The sequence below is a fragment of the Streptomyces sp. NPDC027672 genome, from assembly GCF_055566335.1.
In genome coordinates, this window is sequence record NZ_JBVHSO010000007.1 from 413,211 (window position 1) to 430,488 (window position 17,278).

The 17,278-nt window shown below is 71.9% G+C and carries 13 protein-coding genes and 1 pseudogene; 13 read left to right on the forward strand and 1 reads right to left on the reverse strand.

Translation table 11 applies throughout. The annotated features are described in order from the left end of the window. The first annotated feature begins 360 nt into the window (after nt 1–360). Nucleotides 361–783 carry a Rieske (2Fe-2S) protein gene (locus ACZ4SV_RS19875; RefSeq protein WP_397945791.1) on the forward strand — a complete coding sequence of 141 codons (423 nt, stop codon included), beginning with the start codon at nt 361–363 and terminating at the stop codon, nt 781–783. An 87-nt stretch (nt 784–870) separates the two neighbouring features. Here the strand turns inward: ACZ4SV_RS19875 and ACZ4SV_RS19880 are convergent, their stop codons facing one another. Then, on the reverse strand, nt 871–1,818 hold the full coding sequence (locus tag ACZ4SV_RS19880; protein ID WP_468005829.1) for a hypothetical protein: 948 nt from the start codon (nt 1,816–1,818) through the stop codon (nt 871–873). A 546-nt stretch (nt 1,819–2,364) separates the two neighbouring features. Between ACZ4SV_RS19880 and uvrC the strand changes: the two genes are divergently transcribed. From uvrC to ACZ4SV_RS19940, 12 genes and pseudogenes are all read left to right on the forward strand, one after another. Continuing rightward, nucleotides 2,365–4,551, forward strand: coding sequence for an excinuclease ABC subunit UvrC (uvrC, locus tag ACZ4SV_RS19885; RefSeq protein WP_468005831.1), 2,187 nt, complete (start codon nt 2,365–2,367; stop codon nt 4,549–4,551). Continuing rightward, the gene (gene rapZ, locus ACZ4SV_RS19890) at nt 4,548–5,606 is read left to right on the forward strand and encodes an RNase adapter RapZ (RefSeq protein ID WP_468005833.1); all 1,059 of its coding nucleotides are present in this window, start codon (nt 4,548–4,550) and stop codon (nt 5,604–5,606) included. Before uvrC ends, rapZ begins: the two co-directional genes overlap by 4 nt. Then, nucleotides 5,603–6,670, forward strand: a complete 1,068-nt coding sequence (locus tag ACZ4SV_RS19895) for a gluconeogenesis factor YvcK family protein (protein ID WP_468005835.1) — start codon at nt 5,603–5,605, stop codon at nt 6,668–6,670. Before rapZ ends, ACZ4SV_RS19895 begins: the two co-directional genes overlap by 4 nt. Beyond that, entirely contained in the window at nt 6,661–7,650 is a 990-nt protein-coding gene (whiA, locus tag ACZ4SV_RS19900; protein ID WP_365326335.1) for a DNA-binding protein WhiA, read from the forward strand. Before ACZ4SV_RS19895 ends, whiA begins: the two co-directional genes overlap by 10 nt. Nucleotides 7,651–8,185: 535 nt before the next feature. Further along, on the forward strand, nt 8,186–11,140 hold the full coding sequence (locus tag ACZ4SV_RS19905; protein WP_468005837.1) for a M14 family metallopeptidase: 2,955 nt from the start codon (nt 8,186–8,188) through the stop codon (nt 11,138–11,140). Between the two features lie 298 nt (nt 11,141–11,438). Beyond that, nucleotides 11,439–12,446 carry a type I glyceraldehyde-3-phosphate dehydrogenase gene (gene gap, locus ACZ4SV_RS19910; protein ID WP_365872677.1) on the forward strand — a complete coding sequence of 336 codons (1,008 nt, stop codon included), beginning with the start codon at nt 11,439–11,441 and terminating at the stop codon, nt 12,444–12,446. A gap of 135 nt (nt 12,447–12,581) precedes the next feature. Then, nucleotides 12,582–13,793: a phosphoglycerate kinase gene (locus tag ACZ4SV_RS19915; RefSeq protein WP_397940799.1), complete on the forward strand. Its 1,212-nt coding sequence runs from the start codon at nt 12,582–12,584 to the stop codon at nt 13,791–13,793. 39 nt (nt 13,794–13,832) lie between these two features. After that, nucleotides 13,833–14,588 (forward strand): triose-phosphate isomerase, encoded by a 756-nt coding sequence (gene tpiA, locus ACZ4SV_RS19920; RefSeq protein ID WP_365872741.1) that lies wholly within the window; start codon nt 13,833–13,835, stop codon nt 14,586–14,588. 107 nt (nt 14,589–14,695) lie between these two features. Next, nucleotides 14,696–14,923, forward strand: a complete 228-nt coding sequence (gene secG / locus ACZ4SV_RS19925) for a preprotein translocase subunit SecG (RefSeq protein WP_365872673.1) — start codon at nt 14,696–14,698, stop codon at nt 14,921–14,923. Nucleotides 14,924–15,175: 252 nt separating this feature from the next. Continuing rightward, a complete protein-coding gene (locus ACZ4SV_RS19930; RefSeq protein WP_010352468.1) occupies nt 15,176–15,511 on the forward strand; it encodes an RNA polymerase-binding protein RbpA in 336 nt (111 codons plus the stop codon). A 147-nt stretch (nt 15,512–15,658) separates the two neighbouring features. After that, the gene (locus ACZ4SV_RS19935) at nt 15,659–16,912 is read left to right on the forward strand and encodes an MFS transporter (protein ID WP_468005840.1); all 1,254 of its coding nucleotides are present in this window, start codon (nt 15,659–15,661) and stop codon (nt 16,910–16,912) included. 52 nt (nt 16,913–16,964) lie between these two features. Continuing rightward, nucleotides 16,965–17,278, forward strand: a pseudogene (locus ACZ4SV_RS19940) (glucose-6-phosphate isomerase); the annotation flags it as partial.

Below are 17,278 nucleotides of genomic sequence, written 5' to 3' on the forward strand. Positions count from 1 at the left end.
GGCCCTGCACCGCGCCTCTCAACCGACAAGTCGACGAGAACCCAGCCGGCCCACCCGCCGGTCAGCCCTGTCCCGGCCGCCCTCCGTACCGACCCGCGCCCTCCGCACCGACCCGGCCGACCAGTCCTAGGCGGCCCTAAGCGGCCCCTGGGCCGGGACGCTTCCTCGGCGACCTTCCGGCCGGGACGCTACCGCATGCTCCGGCCCCGCGTAAACGCTTACGTAAGCGCTTACGTGCTCGCGTCCCGACCGTGGGCCCCTTGCCCCGCATCCCTGCCGCCTCCCGCCGCCCCGCTCCCCGGCCGCTCACTCTGTCCCGGTATCGTGCGCTCCGCACATCCCTTGACCCCTGGAGTCCCGATGCCCGCCCGCTCCTCCGCGAGCCGCCGTACCGTCCTTCGAGGGGCCGCCGTGGTCCCGGTCGCCGGGCTCGGCCTGGCGGCCTGCGCGGCCCCGGACGGCAGCGGTGCGGCCACGCCGACCGCGCCCGTCGACCTCGGTAAGGACAGCGAGGTCGCCGAGGGCGGTGCGAAGCTCTACCGGGACCAGAACGTGGTCGTCAGCCGCGGCAAGGACGGCACGCTGAAGGCGTACAGCACGATCTGCACGCACGCCGGGTGCCCCATCAACAAGCTGGAGGGGACGACCCTGATCTGTCCCTGCCACGGCAGCCGGTTCGACGCGGTGACCGGCAAGGTGGTCGAGGCGCCGGCCACCGCCCCGCTGACCGAGCTGACGGTCAAGGCCGCGAACGGCAGGATCATCGCCGGACCGGCCGACTGACCGAGGAGCCACGGCCGGCCGGCCGGGCAACCGCCCGGAACGGGCACCGCGGCCCGGTCGGCGGGCGGGCGGACGGCGGCTGACCGCTCACTCCCAGTCCCAGGCGATCCCCACGATGCCCGGCCGGATCCGCGGCTCGACCAGATGGGCGCTGTGATGCGGACCGGTCACGGACAGTTCCTGCCGGCCGGTGCGCGGGGCCGCCGCCGAATGCTGGGAGAAGCGGTGGCAGCGCACCGGCAGGGCCGCCGGATCGAAGCGCACCTGGAGCGCGTACTGCCCGCCGGGGAAACCGCACCGGTGCAGATACTCGCGGGACGGTCCGGCGGTGCCGTCCTCGATGGCGTACCGGAAGAGGAAGGTGTCGCCGGAGTCCAGCCGGGTGCCGAAGAGCAGCTCGGCCACCAGGACACCGGTACTCCGGTCCCACCGGACCCGGCCGGTGCGGCAGTTCTCCAGCGCGTGCACGGTGACGCGGCGGGGGTCGCCGCCCGGGTCGCCGTGGTGGACGGCGACAAAGCGGTCGACGCCGTCGCGGTGGGCGCGCACGATGTGGTGGGCCTCGCGGCCGGCCAGTTGCCGCCGGGCGCCGATCCGGACGCATTCGTGGTGGCCCAGGCTGCGCAGCCCGCCGTCCAGGGACCAGCCGAGGTCGGCGGTGAGCCGGTCCCGGACGTCCGAGGCATGGATCAGGGAGCGGTAGGAGGGGCCCGCCGGGCGACCGGCCGCCGCCCGCTCGTCGGACTCGGTGAGCAGCCGGATCAGTGACTCGTCGGGCAGTTCGAGGATCTCCTCCAGGGCCCGTACGGCGCGCAGCGACTCCGGGCGCTGCGGGCGGCGGGCGCCCTGTTGCCAGTAGCTCAGACTGGTGACGCCCACCCTGACCCCGTGGCGCGACAGATGGTGCTGCACCCGCTGGAGCGGCAGTCCGCGTGCGGCGATCGCGGCGCGCAGCGCCACATGGAAGGGACCGCCCCGCAGGGCCGTGGCCAGTTCCGCGGTGGGGATGTCCGCGTGTTCCGTGGCATGCCGCATGCCGGGGGCCTCTCTGTGAGGTGTCGCTACGGCTGGTCGTACCGCCTGCGCGAGTGTCGTGGGGCCACCCCCGTGGGCGCTGCCGGCACCCGTGGCCGGGCCCGCCGCGCCCGCACGCCTGTGTGCACGGCCCCGATTCCCCCGCATTGAAGCGTGTTGACCAGAACCCGACAACACCCTGGGCGCGGTCGCTCCGGAGGACTGGCCGGACCTCGCCGGTACGCGGACCCCGGCGCAGGACGGCGTGGGACGTGGCGGGCCTGCTCCCGCCTCCCGCCGAGGAGCGGAGGACGGGCCAGGTGTCCCCGGCATGTCCGGAACCCGTCCACCGGATGTCCGGGGCCGGCTTCGCGGGCAACGGCCCAGGGCCTTGGAGAGGGCGGCGTGCCGGTGCGAGGCGCCCGGCGGCCGACGCGAGACTTCTGCCGGACGACACCCTCGCGGCGCGTCCCACGGCCTCCTGCGGGCCACCGCCGCCCGCCGTACCGGACCGGGGTTATCCACAGGCCCGACGCGGTGTCGGTGCTCGCCAGTAGGGTGTGAGACATGGCCGACCCCTCCAGCTACCGCCCCAGGCCGGGTGAGATCCCGGACTCTCCCGGGGTGTACAGGTTCCGCGACGAGCACCGCCGGGTGATCTACGTCGGAAAGGCGAAAAGCCTGCGCCAGCGCCTGGCGAACTACTTCCAGGACCTGGCGAACCTGCACCCGCGCACCCGGACGATGGTGACCACCGCCGCGTCCGTGGAGTGGACCGTGGTGTCCACGGAGGTCGAGGCGCTGCAGCTGGAGTACTCCTGGATCAAGGAGTACGACCCCCGGTTCAACGTCAAGTACCGCGACGACAAGAGCTACCCGTCCCTCGCGGTCACGATGAACGAGCAGTTCCCGCGGGTGCAGGTGATGCGCGGTCACAAGAAGAAGGGCGTGCGGTACTTCGGGCCGTACGCGCACGCCTGGGCCATCCGGGACACCGTCGACCTGCTGCTGCGGGTGTTCCCGGTGCGCACCTGCTCCACCGGTGTCTTCAAGAACGCCGCCCGCACCGGCCGCCCCTGCCTGCTCGGCTACATCGGCAAGTGCTCCGCACCCTGTGTCGGCCGCGTCACACCCGAGGACCACCGGGAGCTGGCCGAGGAGTTCTGCGACTTCATGGCCGGCCGCACCGGCACCTACCTCCGCCGTCTGGAGAAACAGATGACGGAGGCGGCCGAGGAGATGGAGTACGAGCGGGCGGCCCGCCTGCGCGACGACATCGGGGCCCTGAAGAAGGCCATGGAGAAGAACGCGGTCGTGCTCGCCGACGCGACCGACGCCGACCTCATCGCCGTCGCCGAGGACGAGCTGGAGGCGGCCTTGCAGATCTTCCACGTGCGCGGCGGCCGGGTCCGCGGTCAGCGCGGCTGGGTGACCGACAAGGTCGAGGAGGTCACCACCGGCGCCCTGGTCGAGCACGCCCTCCAGCAGTTGTACGGCGAGGAGAGCGGGGACGCGGTGCCCAAGGAGGTGCTGGTCCCGGCCCTGCCCGAGCCGGTCGAGCCGGTCCAGGACTGGCTGGCCGCCCGCCGCGGGGCGAACGTGTCGCTGCGCATACCGCAGCGCGGCGACAAGAAGGCCCTCATGGAGACCGTGCAGCGCAATGCCCAGCAGGCCCTCGCGCTGCACAAGACCAAGCGCGCCTCCGACCTGACGACGCGCTCGCGCGCGCTGGAGGAGATCGCCGAGGCCCTGGACCTGGACAGCGCCCCGCTGCGGATCGAGTGCTACGACATCTCCCACCTCCAGGGTGACGACGTGGTGGCCTCCATGGTCGTCTTCGAGGACGGGCTGCAGCGCAAGAGCGAGTACCGCCGCTTCCAGATCAAGGGCTTCGCCGGCCAGGACGACGTCCGGTCCATGCACGAGGTGATCACCCGCCGGTTCCGGCGCTACCTCGCCGAGAAGGAACGCACCGGGGAGTGGGCCGACGGCTCCGGGGTGGACGGCTCCGACGGTTCCGGAGCGGACGGCTCCGCCCTGCCGGCCGCCCTCGCCGGCGGCTCCGGCGCCGAGGGTGCCTTCGCCGGTGCCGAGGGTGCCCTCGCGGGCGGCGACGGCGCGCTCGCCGGTCCGGAGGTGATCACCGACTCTCTCAAGGACGACGACGGCCGGCCCAGGAAGTTCGCCTACCCGCCGCAGCTGGTGGTGGTCGACGGTGGTCAGCCGCAGGTCGCGGCGGCCCGGCGGGCCCTGGACGAACTGGGCATCGACGACATCGCCGTGTGCGGTCTCGCCAAGCGCCTGGAGGAGGTCTGGGTGCCCGGCGAGGACGACCCGGTGGTCCTGCCCCGTACCAGCGAGGGCCTCTACCTGCTCCAGCGCGTCCGCGACGAGGCACACCGCTTCGCGATCACCTATCAGCGCACCAAGCGCGCCAAACGCTTCCGCGCGGGCCCGCTGGACGACGTCCCCGGTCTCGGCGAGACGCGCAAACAGGCGCTCATCAAGCATTTCGGCTCGGTGAAGAAGCTGCGGTCCGCCACAATCGAGCAGATCCAGGAAGTGCCCGGGATAGGCCGGAAGACGGCCGAGACCATCGCCGTGGCCCTCGCCCAGGCGGCCCCGGCCGCACCTGCCGTGAACACGGCGACCGGAGAGATCATTGAGGACGAGGAACCCGGTACGACGGGGGGTTCCTCGGGGGAGCCCGTGACCGCGGGCGCCCCGGACGAACGACGGGGGCAGGAGACATGACGGAGCACGACGCACAGCCCACAGCGCAGCGAGATCAGACGGACGGCACCACGGGCGACGCCGCCGCCCGGCAGGAAACGGCCCGGCAGGACACGAGCCAGGACACGGCCCGGACCGACGCCGGTCAAGGCGCGGGCCAGGACAACGGAGCACAGGTGAGTACGGGCAGCGAGACAGCCGGGGCCGGCGAGGCCGCCATCCCCGAGCTGGTGATCATCTCCGGTATGTCCGGAGCCGGCCGGTCCACGGCGGCCAAGTGTCTGGAGGACCTCGGCTGGTTCGTCGTGGACAACCTCCCGCCCGCCCTCATCCCCACCATGGTGGAGCTGGGCGCCCGCTCGCAGGGCAACGTGGCGCGGATCGCGGTCGTCGTGGACGTGCGCGGCCGGCGCTTCTTCGACAACCTGCGCGAATCCCTCGCCGACCTGGACACCCGGGGCGTCACCCGGCGGATCGTCTTCCTGGAGTCCTCCGACGAGGCCCTGGTCCGCCGCTTCGAGTCGGTGCGCCGCCCGCACCCGCTCCAGGGCGACGGGCGCATCGTGGACGGCATCGCCGCCGAGCGGGAACTGCTGCGCGAACTGCGCGGCGACGCCGACCTGGTGATCGACACCTCCAGCCTCAACGTGCACGAGCTGCGCGCCAAGATGGACGCCCAGTTCGCGGGCGAGGAGGAGCCCGAGCTGCGGGCCACCGTGATGTCCTTCGGCTTCAAGTACGGCCTGCCGGTCGACGCCGACCTGGTCGCGGACATGCGGTTCCTGCCCAACCCGCACTGGGTCCCGGAGCTGCGCCCGTACACCGGCGTCAACGAGGAGGTCGCGGCCTACGTCTTCAACCAGCCCGGCGCCAAGGAGTTCCTCGACCGGTACGCCGAGCTGCTGCGGCTGATCGCCGCCGGCTACCGGCGCGAGGGCAAGCGGTATGTGACCATCGCCATCGGCTGTACCGGCGGCAAGCACCGCTCGGTCGCGATGTCGGAGAAGCTCGCCGCGCGTCTCGCGGCCGAGGGCGTGGAGACGGTGGTCGTACACCGGGACATGGGACGGGAATGACGGAACGTACACCGCGGCTGGGCAGACTGCGCCGGATGGTGCCCGAGGCGCGCTCCGGCCGCCCGGTCGAGGCCCGCGGGGGCCGGCCCCGCCGGCGCGGCGCCCAGCCCAAGGTGGTCGCGCTCGGCGGCGGCATGGGCCTGTCCGCGTCGCTCGCCGCGCTCCGCCGGATCACCGGCGACCTCACGGCCGTCGTCACCGTGGCCGACGACGGCGGCTCCAGCGGCCGGCTCCGCGACGAGCTGGGCGTGCTGCCGCCCGGCGACCTGCGCAAGGCGCTGGCCGCGCTGTGCGGTGACGACGACTGGGGCCAGACCTGGGCCCGGGTCATCCAGCACCGCTTCCAGTCCCAGGGCGATCTGCACGAGCACGCGGTCGGCAACCTGCTGATCGTCGCCCTGTGGGAGCAGCTCGGCGATCATGTGCAGGCGCTGGACCTGGTCGGCAAGCTGCTCGGCGCGCACGGCCGCGTGCTGCCCATGTCCGCCGTGCCGCTGGAGCTCCAGGCCCTGGTCAAGGGGCACGACCCGGGGCGCCCGGACGACGTGGACACCGTGCGCGGGCAGGCCACCGTCGCCCTGACGCCCGGCGAGGTGCAGTCGGTGCACCTCGTGCCCAACGACCCGCCCGCCGTCCCCGAGGCCGTCGCGGCGGTCCTGGACGCGGACTGGGTGGTGCTGGGCCCCGGCTCCTGGTTCTCCTCGGTCATCCCGCACCTGCTGGTGCCCGATCTGCTGGACGCCCTCACCGAGACGAAGGCGCGCCGGGTGCTCTCCTTGAACCTGGCGCCGCAGCCGGGAGAAACCGAGGGCTTCTCACCGCAGCGTCATTTGGAGGTTTTGGGGCGACACGCCCCTAAACTCGCCCTGGACGTGGTGCTGGCCGACGAGGCCGCCGTGCCCGACCGTGACTCGCTCACCGAGGCCGCCAAGCGGCTGGGAGCCGCGGTCGAGCTGGCGCCGGTGGCCCGGCCCGACGGAACACCCCGGCACGACCCGGAGCTGTTGGCCGCCGCGTACGACCGTATTTTTCGGATGCATGGAAGGATCGGCCCATGGCGATGACGGCAGCGGTGAAGGACGAGATCTCCCGGCTCCCCGTCACCCGGACCTGCTGCAGGAAGGCGGAGGTCTCCGCCATCCTGCGCTTCGCCGGCGGTCTCCACCTGGTGAGCGGGCGCATCGTGATCGAGGCCGAGCTGGACACCGCGATGGCGGCGCGCCGGCTCAAGCGGGACATCCTGGAGATCTTCGGGCACAGCTCCGAGCTGATCGTGATGGCGCCCGGCGGGCTGCGCCGCGGTTCGCGGTATGTCGTACGGGTCGTCGCGGGCGGCGACCAGCTCGCCCGGCAGACCGGTCTGGTCGACGGGCGGGGCCGGCCGATCCGCGGACTGCCCCCGCAGGTGGTCTCCGGGGCGACCTGTGACGCGGAGGCGGCCTGGCGCGGGGCCTTCCTGGCGCACGGCTCGCTGACCGAGCCCGGCCGCTCCTCCTCCCTCGAGGTGACCTGCCCGGGCCCGGAGGCGGCGCTCGCGCTGGTCGGCGCCGCCCGCAGACTCTCCATCGCCGCGAAGGCCCGCGAGGTGCGCGGCGTGGACCGGGTGGTGGTCCGGGACGGTGACGCGATCGGCGCGCTGCTCACCCGGCTGGGCGCGCACGAGTCGGTGCTGGCCTGGGAGGAGCGCCGGATGCGCCGCGAGGTGCGGGCCACGGCCAACCGGCTCGCCAACTTCGACGACGCCAACCTGCGCCGCTCGGCCCGTGCCGCCGTGGCCGCCGGCGCCCGGGTCCAGCGCGCCCTGGAGATCCTGGGCGACGAGGTTCCCGAGCACCTCGCCGCCGCCGGACGGCTGCGCATGGAGCACAAGCAGGCGTCCCTGGAGGAGCTGGGCGCGCTCGCGGACCCGCCGCTGACGAAGGACGCGGTCGCGGGCCGTATCCGCCGGCTGCTGGCGATGGCCGACAAGCGCGCCACCGACCTGGGCATCCCGGGTACGGAGGCCAACCTCAGCGAGGAGCTGGCGGACAACCTCGCCGGCTGACCCGGCCCGCCCGCCCCGCCGGTGCCGAGGCAGCCACCAGCCCATCGGCACCGGCCACCGCCCAGGCACCCCCCTCCGGCCGGCCCCGGCCGCTGCCCGGCAAGTCCGGTCACACGCAGCAGACCCTGCCCGGCGAGCCCGGTCTACGAGTACCGGCCACTGCCGCCCGGCGGTTCCGGCCCGCGCCCCCCGCCACCGCCCGGCAAGTCCGGTCCACCAACACCGGCCGCCGCCCGGCGCGTCCGGTCACGCGCACCAGATCCGGCCCGGCGCGTCCGGTCACGCACACCGGCCGGTGCCAGGCGCACCCCCGGCCCGCGGCCACCGACGGCCACTGCCCACTCAGCCGTCACTGAGCCCCCGTCAAGTCCCCTCAGCCGCCCTCCCGGTCGTCACCAAAGGCTGGTAATCCGGCCCACCGGTACCGCCTCTCACTCGTACACCACCCGTCCGCGAGGCACTCTTGACTCGGTCACCGAGTGACATGAGCCTGGCCTCTGTTCGCCGCTGTTGCGGACCACCTGTAGGGGGGTTCATGAGACACAGAGCGAGATCGATCCTCGCTGTCGGCGCGCTGGTGATCGGCGGAGCCGTCCTCGCACCCACGGCCCAGGCGCGGAGTGGGAACCCGGCGCCGTCCGGGCCGGACGAGGTCAAGGTCTTCCAGGCCGAGGTCACCAAGAAGCAGGTACCCCTGCTGCTCCAGGCCGGCCAGGACGGCCACGAACTCGGCCGGCAGGCGGCCGGAGGCGGCCGGACCCGGGTCGAGGTCTACCTCACCGACCGGCAGGCCGCGCACCTGCGCGCGCAGGGCGTCGCCCTCACCGAGCACACCCTGTCGGCCAAGGCGGAGGCCCGGACCGAGGACGCCGCGCAGGGCGTGTTCCGTCCGTACGGCGCGAGCGGCGGGCTGAAGGAGGAGATCCTCCGCACCGCGCGGGCCCACCCCGGCCTCACCAAGGTCGAGTCCATCGGCAGGACCGTCAAGGGCCAGGACATCCTCGCGCTCAAGCTGACCCGGAACGCGAAGAAGTCCGAGGACGGCTCACGGCCGGCCGTGCTCTACATGTCCAACCAGCACGCGCGCGAGTGGATCACCCCGGAGATGACCCGGCGGCTGATGCACTACTACCTGGACCACTACACGAGCGACAAGCGCGTCAAGAGGCTCGTCGACTCGACCGAACTGTGGTTCGTCCTGTCGGCCAACCCGGACGGCTACGACTACACCTTCCAGGACTCCGGCACCCGTCTGTGGCGCAAGAACCTGCGGGACGTCAACGGCGACGGCGTCATCGGCACCGGCGACGGCGTCGACCTCAACCGCAACTTCCCCTACAAATGGGGCTACGACGACGAGGGTTCGTCCCCCAATCCCACCAGCCAGACCTACCGCGGCGCGAGCCCCGGCTCCGAACCCGAGACCAAGGCCCTGGACGCCTTCGAAAAGCGCGTCGGCTTCCGGTACGGCATCAACTACCACTCCGCCGCCGAACTTCTCCTCTACGGCGTGGGCTGGCAGGTGGCCACGCCCACCCCCGACGACGTCCTCTACCGGGCGCTGGCCGGCACGCCCGCCAACCCGGCCATCCCCGGCTACCGTTCGCAGGTCTCCTCGGAGCTGTACACCACGAACGGCGAGGCGGACGGCCACGCGTCGAACGTCAACGGCATGGCGATGTTCACTCCGGAGATGTCGACCTGTCAGACCGCGTCCGACAGCGACCCGGACGACGCCTGGCGAAGCCAGGACTGCCAGTCGGTCTTCAACTTCCCCGACGACGAGAAGCTGATCCAGCGGGAGTTCGCCAAGAACATCCCGTTCGCGCTCGCCGTCGCCGAGACCGCCGCGCACCCCGACCGGCCGGCCTCCCCGGTCGGTCTGGACGCCGCCGACTTCACCCCGGCCGCGTTCACCACGTCGTACTTCCGGGGCGCGGACCAGCTGGTCTCGGTCGTCGTCCGCAAGGCGCTGCGGGACAAGGAGCTGAAGTACCGCGTCAACGGCGGCCGCACGCTCGACCAGGCGCTGCGGCCCTGGCGGGGCGGCGAGACCTACGGCGGCGAGGACGACCTCTACTTCGACGAGTACCGCGCCAAGGTGCGCGACGGCGAGCCGGGCGACAAGGTCGAGGTGTGGTTCACCGGCGAGACCGGGAGCGGCAGGAAGGTCTCCAGCACCCACTTCACGTACACCGTCGCCAAGCGGCCGGGGGCGGACACGCTCGTGGTCGCCGAGGAGGGCGCGGCGGCCACGCAGGCGCGGACCTACGCGGACGCGCTGAGAGCCGCCGGACACCGCGCCCTGGTCTGGGACGTGGCCGCGCAGGGCGCCCCGGACCCGCTCGGCGTGCTGGGCCACTTCCGGACGGTCGTGCACTACTCCGGAGCGGCCGGTCCCGGCAACGCCACCCAGCTCGCGCTGCGCGCCTACCTCAACGAGGGCGGCAGGCTGATCGAGGCCGGCGAGCTGGCCGGCGGCAGCGTCGACCTCGGCGACGGCACCCTGTCGGACGACTTCAGCCAGTACTACCTGGGCGCCTACAGCCGCACCTCGACGAAGGGAGCCACCGGTTTCACCGGCTCCGGCGCGCTCGACGGCTTCACGGGCGCCCTCGGCGACGCGCCCGGCAACCCGCTGGACCGGGCCGGTACGTACGGCGTCACCTCCGACGAACTGCCGGTCGCCGCGTACCCGCAGTTCGCGAGCGCGGGCGCGGGGACGTTCGCCGGGACGGTCAACCCCTACGGGCCGTACGCGGGCACGTCCATGGCCGCCGCCGTGCACACCGACGACGCCTACAAGCGCCTCACCCGCACCCTCGACCTCACCGGTGTCACGGCCGCCGACAGGCCGGCCCTGAGCGCCCGGCTGCTGTGGGACACCGAGCCGGGCTACGACCACGCGGTGGTGGAGGCGCACACCGTGGGCGCCGACGACTGGACGACCCTGCCGGACAGCGGCGGGGCCACGCGGACGGCGGTGCCGGACGAGTGCGGGGGCGGGTTCCTGATCGGCGAGCACCCGTGGCTGAAGCACTACCTGACCCTGACCGGGAACTCCTGCGCCGCGAGCGGGACCACCGGCTCCTGGAACAGCCTCACCGGCCGCTCGGCCGGCTGGCAGCGGGTGGACTTCGACCTGAGCGCGTACGCCGGGAAGTCCGTCGAGGTCTCCCTCGCCTACATCACCGACCCGGGCAGCGGCGGGCACGGTGTCCTCGTCGACGACGCCTCGCTGGGCGTGGGCGGCACGGCGCGGGAGACCGAGGGCTTCGAGACCTCGCTGGGCGCCTGGCGGGCGGCGGGACCGCCCCCGGGCAGCCCGGCGGTCCTGAAGGACTGGACCCGCACCGGGACCCTGTTCCGGACCTATGGCGCGGTCACCACGGACGACACCGTGCTGCTCGGCTTCGGTCTGGAACAGCTCGCGTCGGCGGCCGACCGGACGGCTCTGCTGAGGAAGGCGTTCGCCGCGCTCGACAGGTGAGCGGAGTCCTCTCTCAACAGTGCGCGGAACAGGCGTTCCTCATGTGAGCCGACCCGCTCACGAACGAGTGAAAATGGCGTCCAGAGTGCCCCGTATTCCGTGACAAACGCGGATGATTACGTTGCCGATCCGAGGCGGTCCGTACCCCTACTGGCGGGTACGGACCGCCTGCCCGTGTATGGGGCGTCTCGATGTCACCCAGGGGCCCTCAGAGAGGTAGGGTCGGGGGTGGTCGGGGACATCCCAAATACAGCTCGCCGGCACCGCATGGCCGGCGTACCAACGAGGAGATCGGTTCGTGACGATCCGCGTAGGCATCAACGGCTTCGGCCGCATCGGGCGTAACTACTTCCGCGCGCTGCTGGAGCAGGGTGCGGACATCGAGGTTGTGGCTGTCAACGACCTGGGTGACACCGCGACCACCGCTCACCTGCTCAAGTACGACACCATCCTGGGCCGGCTCAAGCAGGAGGTGTCCCACACCGCCGACACGATCACCGTCGACGGCCACACCATCAAGGTGCTGTCCGAGCGCAACCCGGCGGACATCCCGTGGGGTGAGCTGGGTGTCGACATCGTCATCGAGTCCACCGGCATCTTCACCAAGCGCGAGGACGCCGCCAAGCACATCGCGGGCGGCGCCAAGAAGGTCCTCATCTCGGCTCCGGCCAAGGACGAGGACATCACCATCGTGATGGGCGTCAACCAGGACCAGTACGACCCGGCGCAGCACAACGTCATCTCCAACGCCTCCTGCACCACCAACTGTGTGGCGCCGATGGCCAAGGTCCTCGACGAGAACTTCGGCATCGTCAAGGGTCTGATGACCACGGTGCACGCGTACACGAACGACCAGCGCATCCTGGACTTCCCGCACAAGGACCTGCGCCGCGCCCGTGCCGCCGCCGAGAACATCATCCCGACGACCACCGGTGCCGCCAAGGCCACCGCCCTGGTCCTGCCGCAGCTCAAGGGCAAGCTGGACGGCATGGCCATGCGCGTCCCGGTCCCGACCGGCTCGGTCACCGACCTGGTCATCGAGCTCGGCCGCGAGGTCACCAAGGAAGAGGTCAACGCCGCCTTCCAGAAGGCCGCCGAGGGCGAGCTGAAGGGTCTCCTCGAGTACACCGAGGACCCGATCGTCTCCTCCGACATCGTCAACTCCCCGGCGTCCTGCACCTTCGACTCCTCCCTGACCATGGTCCAGGAGGGCAAGAACGTGAAGGTCATCGGTTGGTACGACAACGAGTGGGGCTACTCCAACCGCCTCGTGGACCTCACGGTCTTCGTCGGCAACCAGCTCTGATCGCAAACAGCAGGACCACGAAGTGAGAGCAGGGCCCGGCCAGCGCACCGCCGCGCTGCCCGGGCCCTGTCCCACGTACCGAGCGCGCCCTTTTACGATCAGGTGCACCAAGAGCCCTCCTTTGGAGTCCACTCAATGAAGACGATCGACGAACTTCTCGCCGACGGCGTGAGCGGCAAGCGGGTTTTCGTCCGCGCCGACCTCAATGTGCCGCTGGCCGATGGGACGATCACCGACGACGGCCGCATCCGCGCCGTCCTGCCCACCGTCAAGGCCCTCGCCGAGGCGGGCGCCAAGGTGGTCGTCGCCTCGCACCTGGGCCGCCCCAAGGGCGCCCCGGACCCCGCCTTCTCGCTGCTGCCCGCGGCCGAGCGACTCGGTGAACTGCTCGGCGCCCCGGTCGCCTTCGCGCAGGACACCGTCGGCCCGGCCGCGCACGACGCCGTCGACGGCCTCCAGCCGGGCCAGGTCGCGGTCATCGAGAACCTGCGCTTCAACCCGGGCGAGACGTCCAAGGACGACGAGGAGCGCGGGGAGTTCGCCGACCGGCTCGCCGCCCTCGCCGATGTCTACGTGGGCGACGGCTTCGGCGCCGTCCACCGCAAGCACGCCTCCGTGTACGACCTCCCGGCCCGGCTGCCGCACTACGCCGGCTACCTGATCGCCACCGAGGTCGGCGTCCTGAAGAAGCTCACCGACGACGTGAAGCGGCCGTACGCGGTCGTGCTCGGCGGTGCCAAGGTCTCCGACAAGCTGGGCGTCATCGACCACCTCCTGGAGAAGGCCGACCGCATCCTCGTCGGCGGCGGCATGGCCTACACCTTCCTCAAGGCCCAGGGCCACGAGGTCGGCATCTCCCTGCTCCAGGAGGACCAGATCCCGGCGGTCAAGGAGTACCTGAAGCGCGCCGAGGAGCGCGGCGTGGAGTTCGTCCTCCCCGTCGACGTCCTCGTCGCGCCCGAGTTCCCGGACCTGAAGACCAAGGCCCCGGCCCACCCCACCACGGTCGCCGCGAACGCCATCCCGGCCGACCAGGAGGGCCTGGACATCGGCCCGGAGACCCGCGAGCTGTACGCCGCGAAGCTGGCCGACGCCGCGACCGTCTTCTGGAACGGCCCGATGGGCGTCTTCGAACACCCGGACTACGCCGAGGGCACCAAGGCGGTCGCCCAGGCACTCGTCGCGTCGGACGGCTTCACCGTCGTCGGCGGCGGCGACTCCGCCGCGGCCGTGCGTACGCTCGGCTTCGACGAGAACGCATTCGGCCACATCTCGACCGGTGGCGGCGCCTCCCTCGAATACCTCGAGGGCAAGACGCTCCCCGGCCTCGCCGCACTGGAGGACTGACCCTTGGCAGCATCCAATCTCTCCGGGCGCACGCCGCTGATGGCGGGCAACTGGAAGATGAACCTCAACCACCTCGAGGCCATCGCCCACGTCCAGAAGCTGGCCTTCGCGCTGGCCGACAAGGACTACGAGGCCGTCGAGGTCGCCGTACTGCCGCCCTTCACCGACCTGCGCTCCGTGCAGACCCTGGTCGACGGCGACAAGCTCAAGATCAAGTACGGCGCCCAGGACATCTCGCAGCACGACTCCGGCGCCTACACCGGCGAGATCTCCGGGCCGATGCTGGCCAAGCTGAAGTGCACCTACGTGGTGATCGGCCACTCCGAGCGCCGCCAGTACCACCACGAGACCGACGAGCTGGTCAACGCCAAGGTCAAGGCCGCCTTCAAGCACGGCCTCACCCCGATCCTGTGCGTCGGCGAGGAGCTGGACGTCCGCGAGGCGGGCAACCACGTCACCCACACCCTCGCCCAGGTCGAGGGCGGTCTGAAGGACCTGCCGGCCGAGCAGGCCGAGACCGTCGTGATCGCCTACGAGCCGGTGTGGGCCATCGGCACCGGCAAGGTGTGCGGCGCCGAGGACGCCCAGGAGGTCTGCGCCGCCATCCGCGCCAAGGTGGCCGAGCTGTACACGCAGGACGTGGCCGACAAGGTCCGCATCCAGTACGGCGGCTCGGTGAAGTCGGGCAACTGCGCCGAGATCATGGCCCAGCCCGACATTGACGGCGCCCTGATCGGCGGCGCTTCGCTGGACGCCGACGAGTTCGTCAAGATCGTGCGCTTCCGCGATCAGTGACCCCGCCGTGAGTAGGCGGTAGCGGCGATACGTCGTACTCTTGCGGGGGCACAGCCGAAGCGCTGTGCCCCCGTCGTCCATCCGAATCCGAGGAAGTTGGTCCAGCCGTGGTTTTGGGGTTCTCGATCGCCCTGATCATCTTCAGCCTGCTGCTGATGCTGCTGGTGCTGATGCACAAGGGGAAGGGCGGCGGCCTGTCCGACATGTTCGGTGGCGGCATGCAGTCCTCCGTCGGCGGCTCCTCGGTCGCCGAGCGCAACCTCGACCGGATCACCATCGTGATCGGTCTGCTGTGGTTCGCGTGCGTCATCGTCCTCGGCATGGTGATGAAGTAGCACGGCCGACGCGGGCGGGCGCGCACGGCGCGAACCGGCCGAGCGTCCGGCACATGCCGCATATTCCACACGTAAAGCCCCATGTTCGGTACGCGCCCCCGGGCGCGGCCTATCATGGGGCTTGCGTCTTGGTGTGGGGGGCCGGTAACTCCAATCACTGGACGCGCGTTGGGCCTTACGTAGACTGAGGCGCTCGCGGCGAAGCGAAACGCCGACTAGCTTCGCGGCACCATCACGCAGGGAGTTACGACCGTGGCAAGTGGCAACGCGATCCGAGGTAGCCGGGTCGGGGCGGGGCCGATGGGCGAGGCCGAGCGCGGCGAGTCCGCACCGCGTCTGCGCATCTCCTTCTGGTGCTCCAACGGGCACGAGACGCAGCCCAGCTTCGCCAGCGACGCGCAGGTCCCCGATACCTGGGACTGCCCGCGCTGCGGCTTCCCGGCCGGTCAGGACCGGGACAACCCGCCGGCCCCGCCGCGCACGGAGCCGTACAAGACGCACCTCGCGTACGTACGCGAGCGGCGCAGCGACGCGGACGGCGAGGCCATCCTCGCCGAGGCGCTCGCCAAACTCCGAGGCGAGATCTAGGACTTGTCACCGGCCGGGTGCCCACGGGCGCCCGGCCGGAGCCGTCTGCGCCGCCCGCGGCCGGCCGATGCCCGTCGATTGTCAGTGGTGCCCTCTACGGTGTGTGCATCGACGCATCTCGGGGGGCAACGGGTGGTAGTGGTCGCGGTGGAGAGCAGGGGCGCACCGTCCTGGCGCGGGGGATTCGGGCGGCTGTGGACCGCCGCCGTGGTCTCCCGGTTCGGAGACGCGTTGCGCGCGTCCGCGCTGCCGTTGCTCGCCGTGCGCCTCACCGACGATCCGCTCCTCGTCGCCTCCGTCTCCGCCTGCGGCTATGTGCCGTGGCTGCTCTTCGGGCTGCTCGGCGGCGCCCTCGCGGACCGCGTCGACCAGCGGCGGGCGATGTGGCTGGTGGACACCGTGCGGGGCCTGCTCGTCGCCGGTTTCGCCCTCGCGGTGGGCCTGGGACACGCCGGTGTCCCGCTGCTGATCGCCCTCGCCTTCTCGCTCACCGCGCTCCAGACGCTCTTCGACAACGCCGCCACGGCCCTGTTGCCGTCCCTGGTGCAGCGCGCGGCACTGGGCAGCGCGAACGCCCGGCTGATGACCGGTCAGCAGGTCGCCGGGGGACTGCTGGCGGGCCCGTTCGTGCCGCTGCTGCTGGCCGCCGGGGCGTTCCTGCCGTTCGCGGCCGACGCGGGCACCTATCTGGTGGCCGCCGCTCTCGTGGCCTCCCTGCGCAGACCGCCTCCCGTGCGGGAGCCACGCCCGGCCGGCAGCACCCTGCGCGCCGAGATCTGCGCGGGCCTGCGCGTCCTGGGCCGCGACCGGGTGCTGCGCGCGGTCTGCGCGGCCACCCTGCTGTGCAACATCGGCATGGGCGCCCTGATCGCCACGCTGGCCCTGCACGTGACCCGCTGGCTGGACGCGGGCGACACCGGCTATGCCGCCGCCATGACGGCGTACTCGGCCGGCGCGCTGGCGGGCGGCTTCCTCGCCCAGCGGATCGCGGCCCGCACGGGCCGGGTCCGGGCCCTGCTCCTCGGCTGCGCGGTCCAGACGGCCGCGCTGCTGCTCATCGGCTCCGTGCGGCAGGTGTCCGCCTTGGTCGCCGGGATGGTGCTGCTCGGCGCGATGACCATGGTGTGGAACGTCAACCAGGTCACCCTGATGCAGCACCGCAGCCCCGAGGCGATGACGGGCCGGGTCTCCTCGGCGTTCCGCACCGCGTCGACCTCCGGTGCCCCGCTCGGCGCCTTCCTCGGCGGGGCCGCGGCCGGTCTGGCCGGCCTCAACGCGCCCGCTCTGCTCGCGGCCGTCCTGTTCGGCGCGGCCGTCGTCGCGCTGATACCGGTCCGCGAGGCGGAGAGATCCGTCGCCGCCCACGAGGAGGGCGTCGTGACCGCTCGCACGGGCGGCTGATCAATTAGGTTGGAACACCTGGGGCAGGCACGAAAGAAGGCTGAAGTCGGATATGAACGCTCACGGCCGTACCAGGCTCGACCAGACGCCCGAGTGGACCGCTCTCGCCAAGCACCGAAAGGAGCTGGCGGACGCCCGGCTGCGGGAGCTGTTCGCCGCCGATCCGGCGCGCGGCACCCGGTACACGCTCCAGGTGGGCGACCTCCACCTCGATTACTCCAAGCACCTGATCACCGACGAGACCCTCCGTCTGCTGCGCGAACTCGCCGCGGCGACCGGTGTGTTCGGGCTGCGGGACGCGATGTTCCGGGGTGAGCGGATCAACGTCACCGAGGACCGGGCGGTGCTGCACACCGCGCTGCGGGC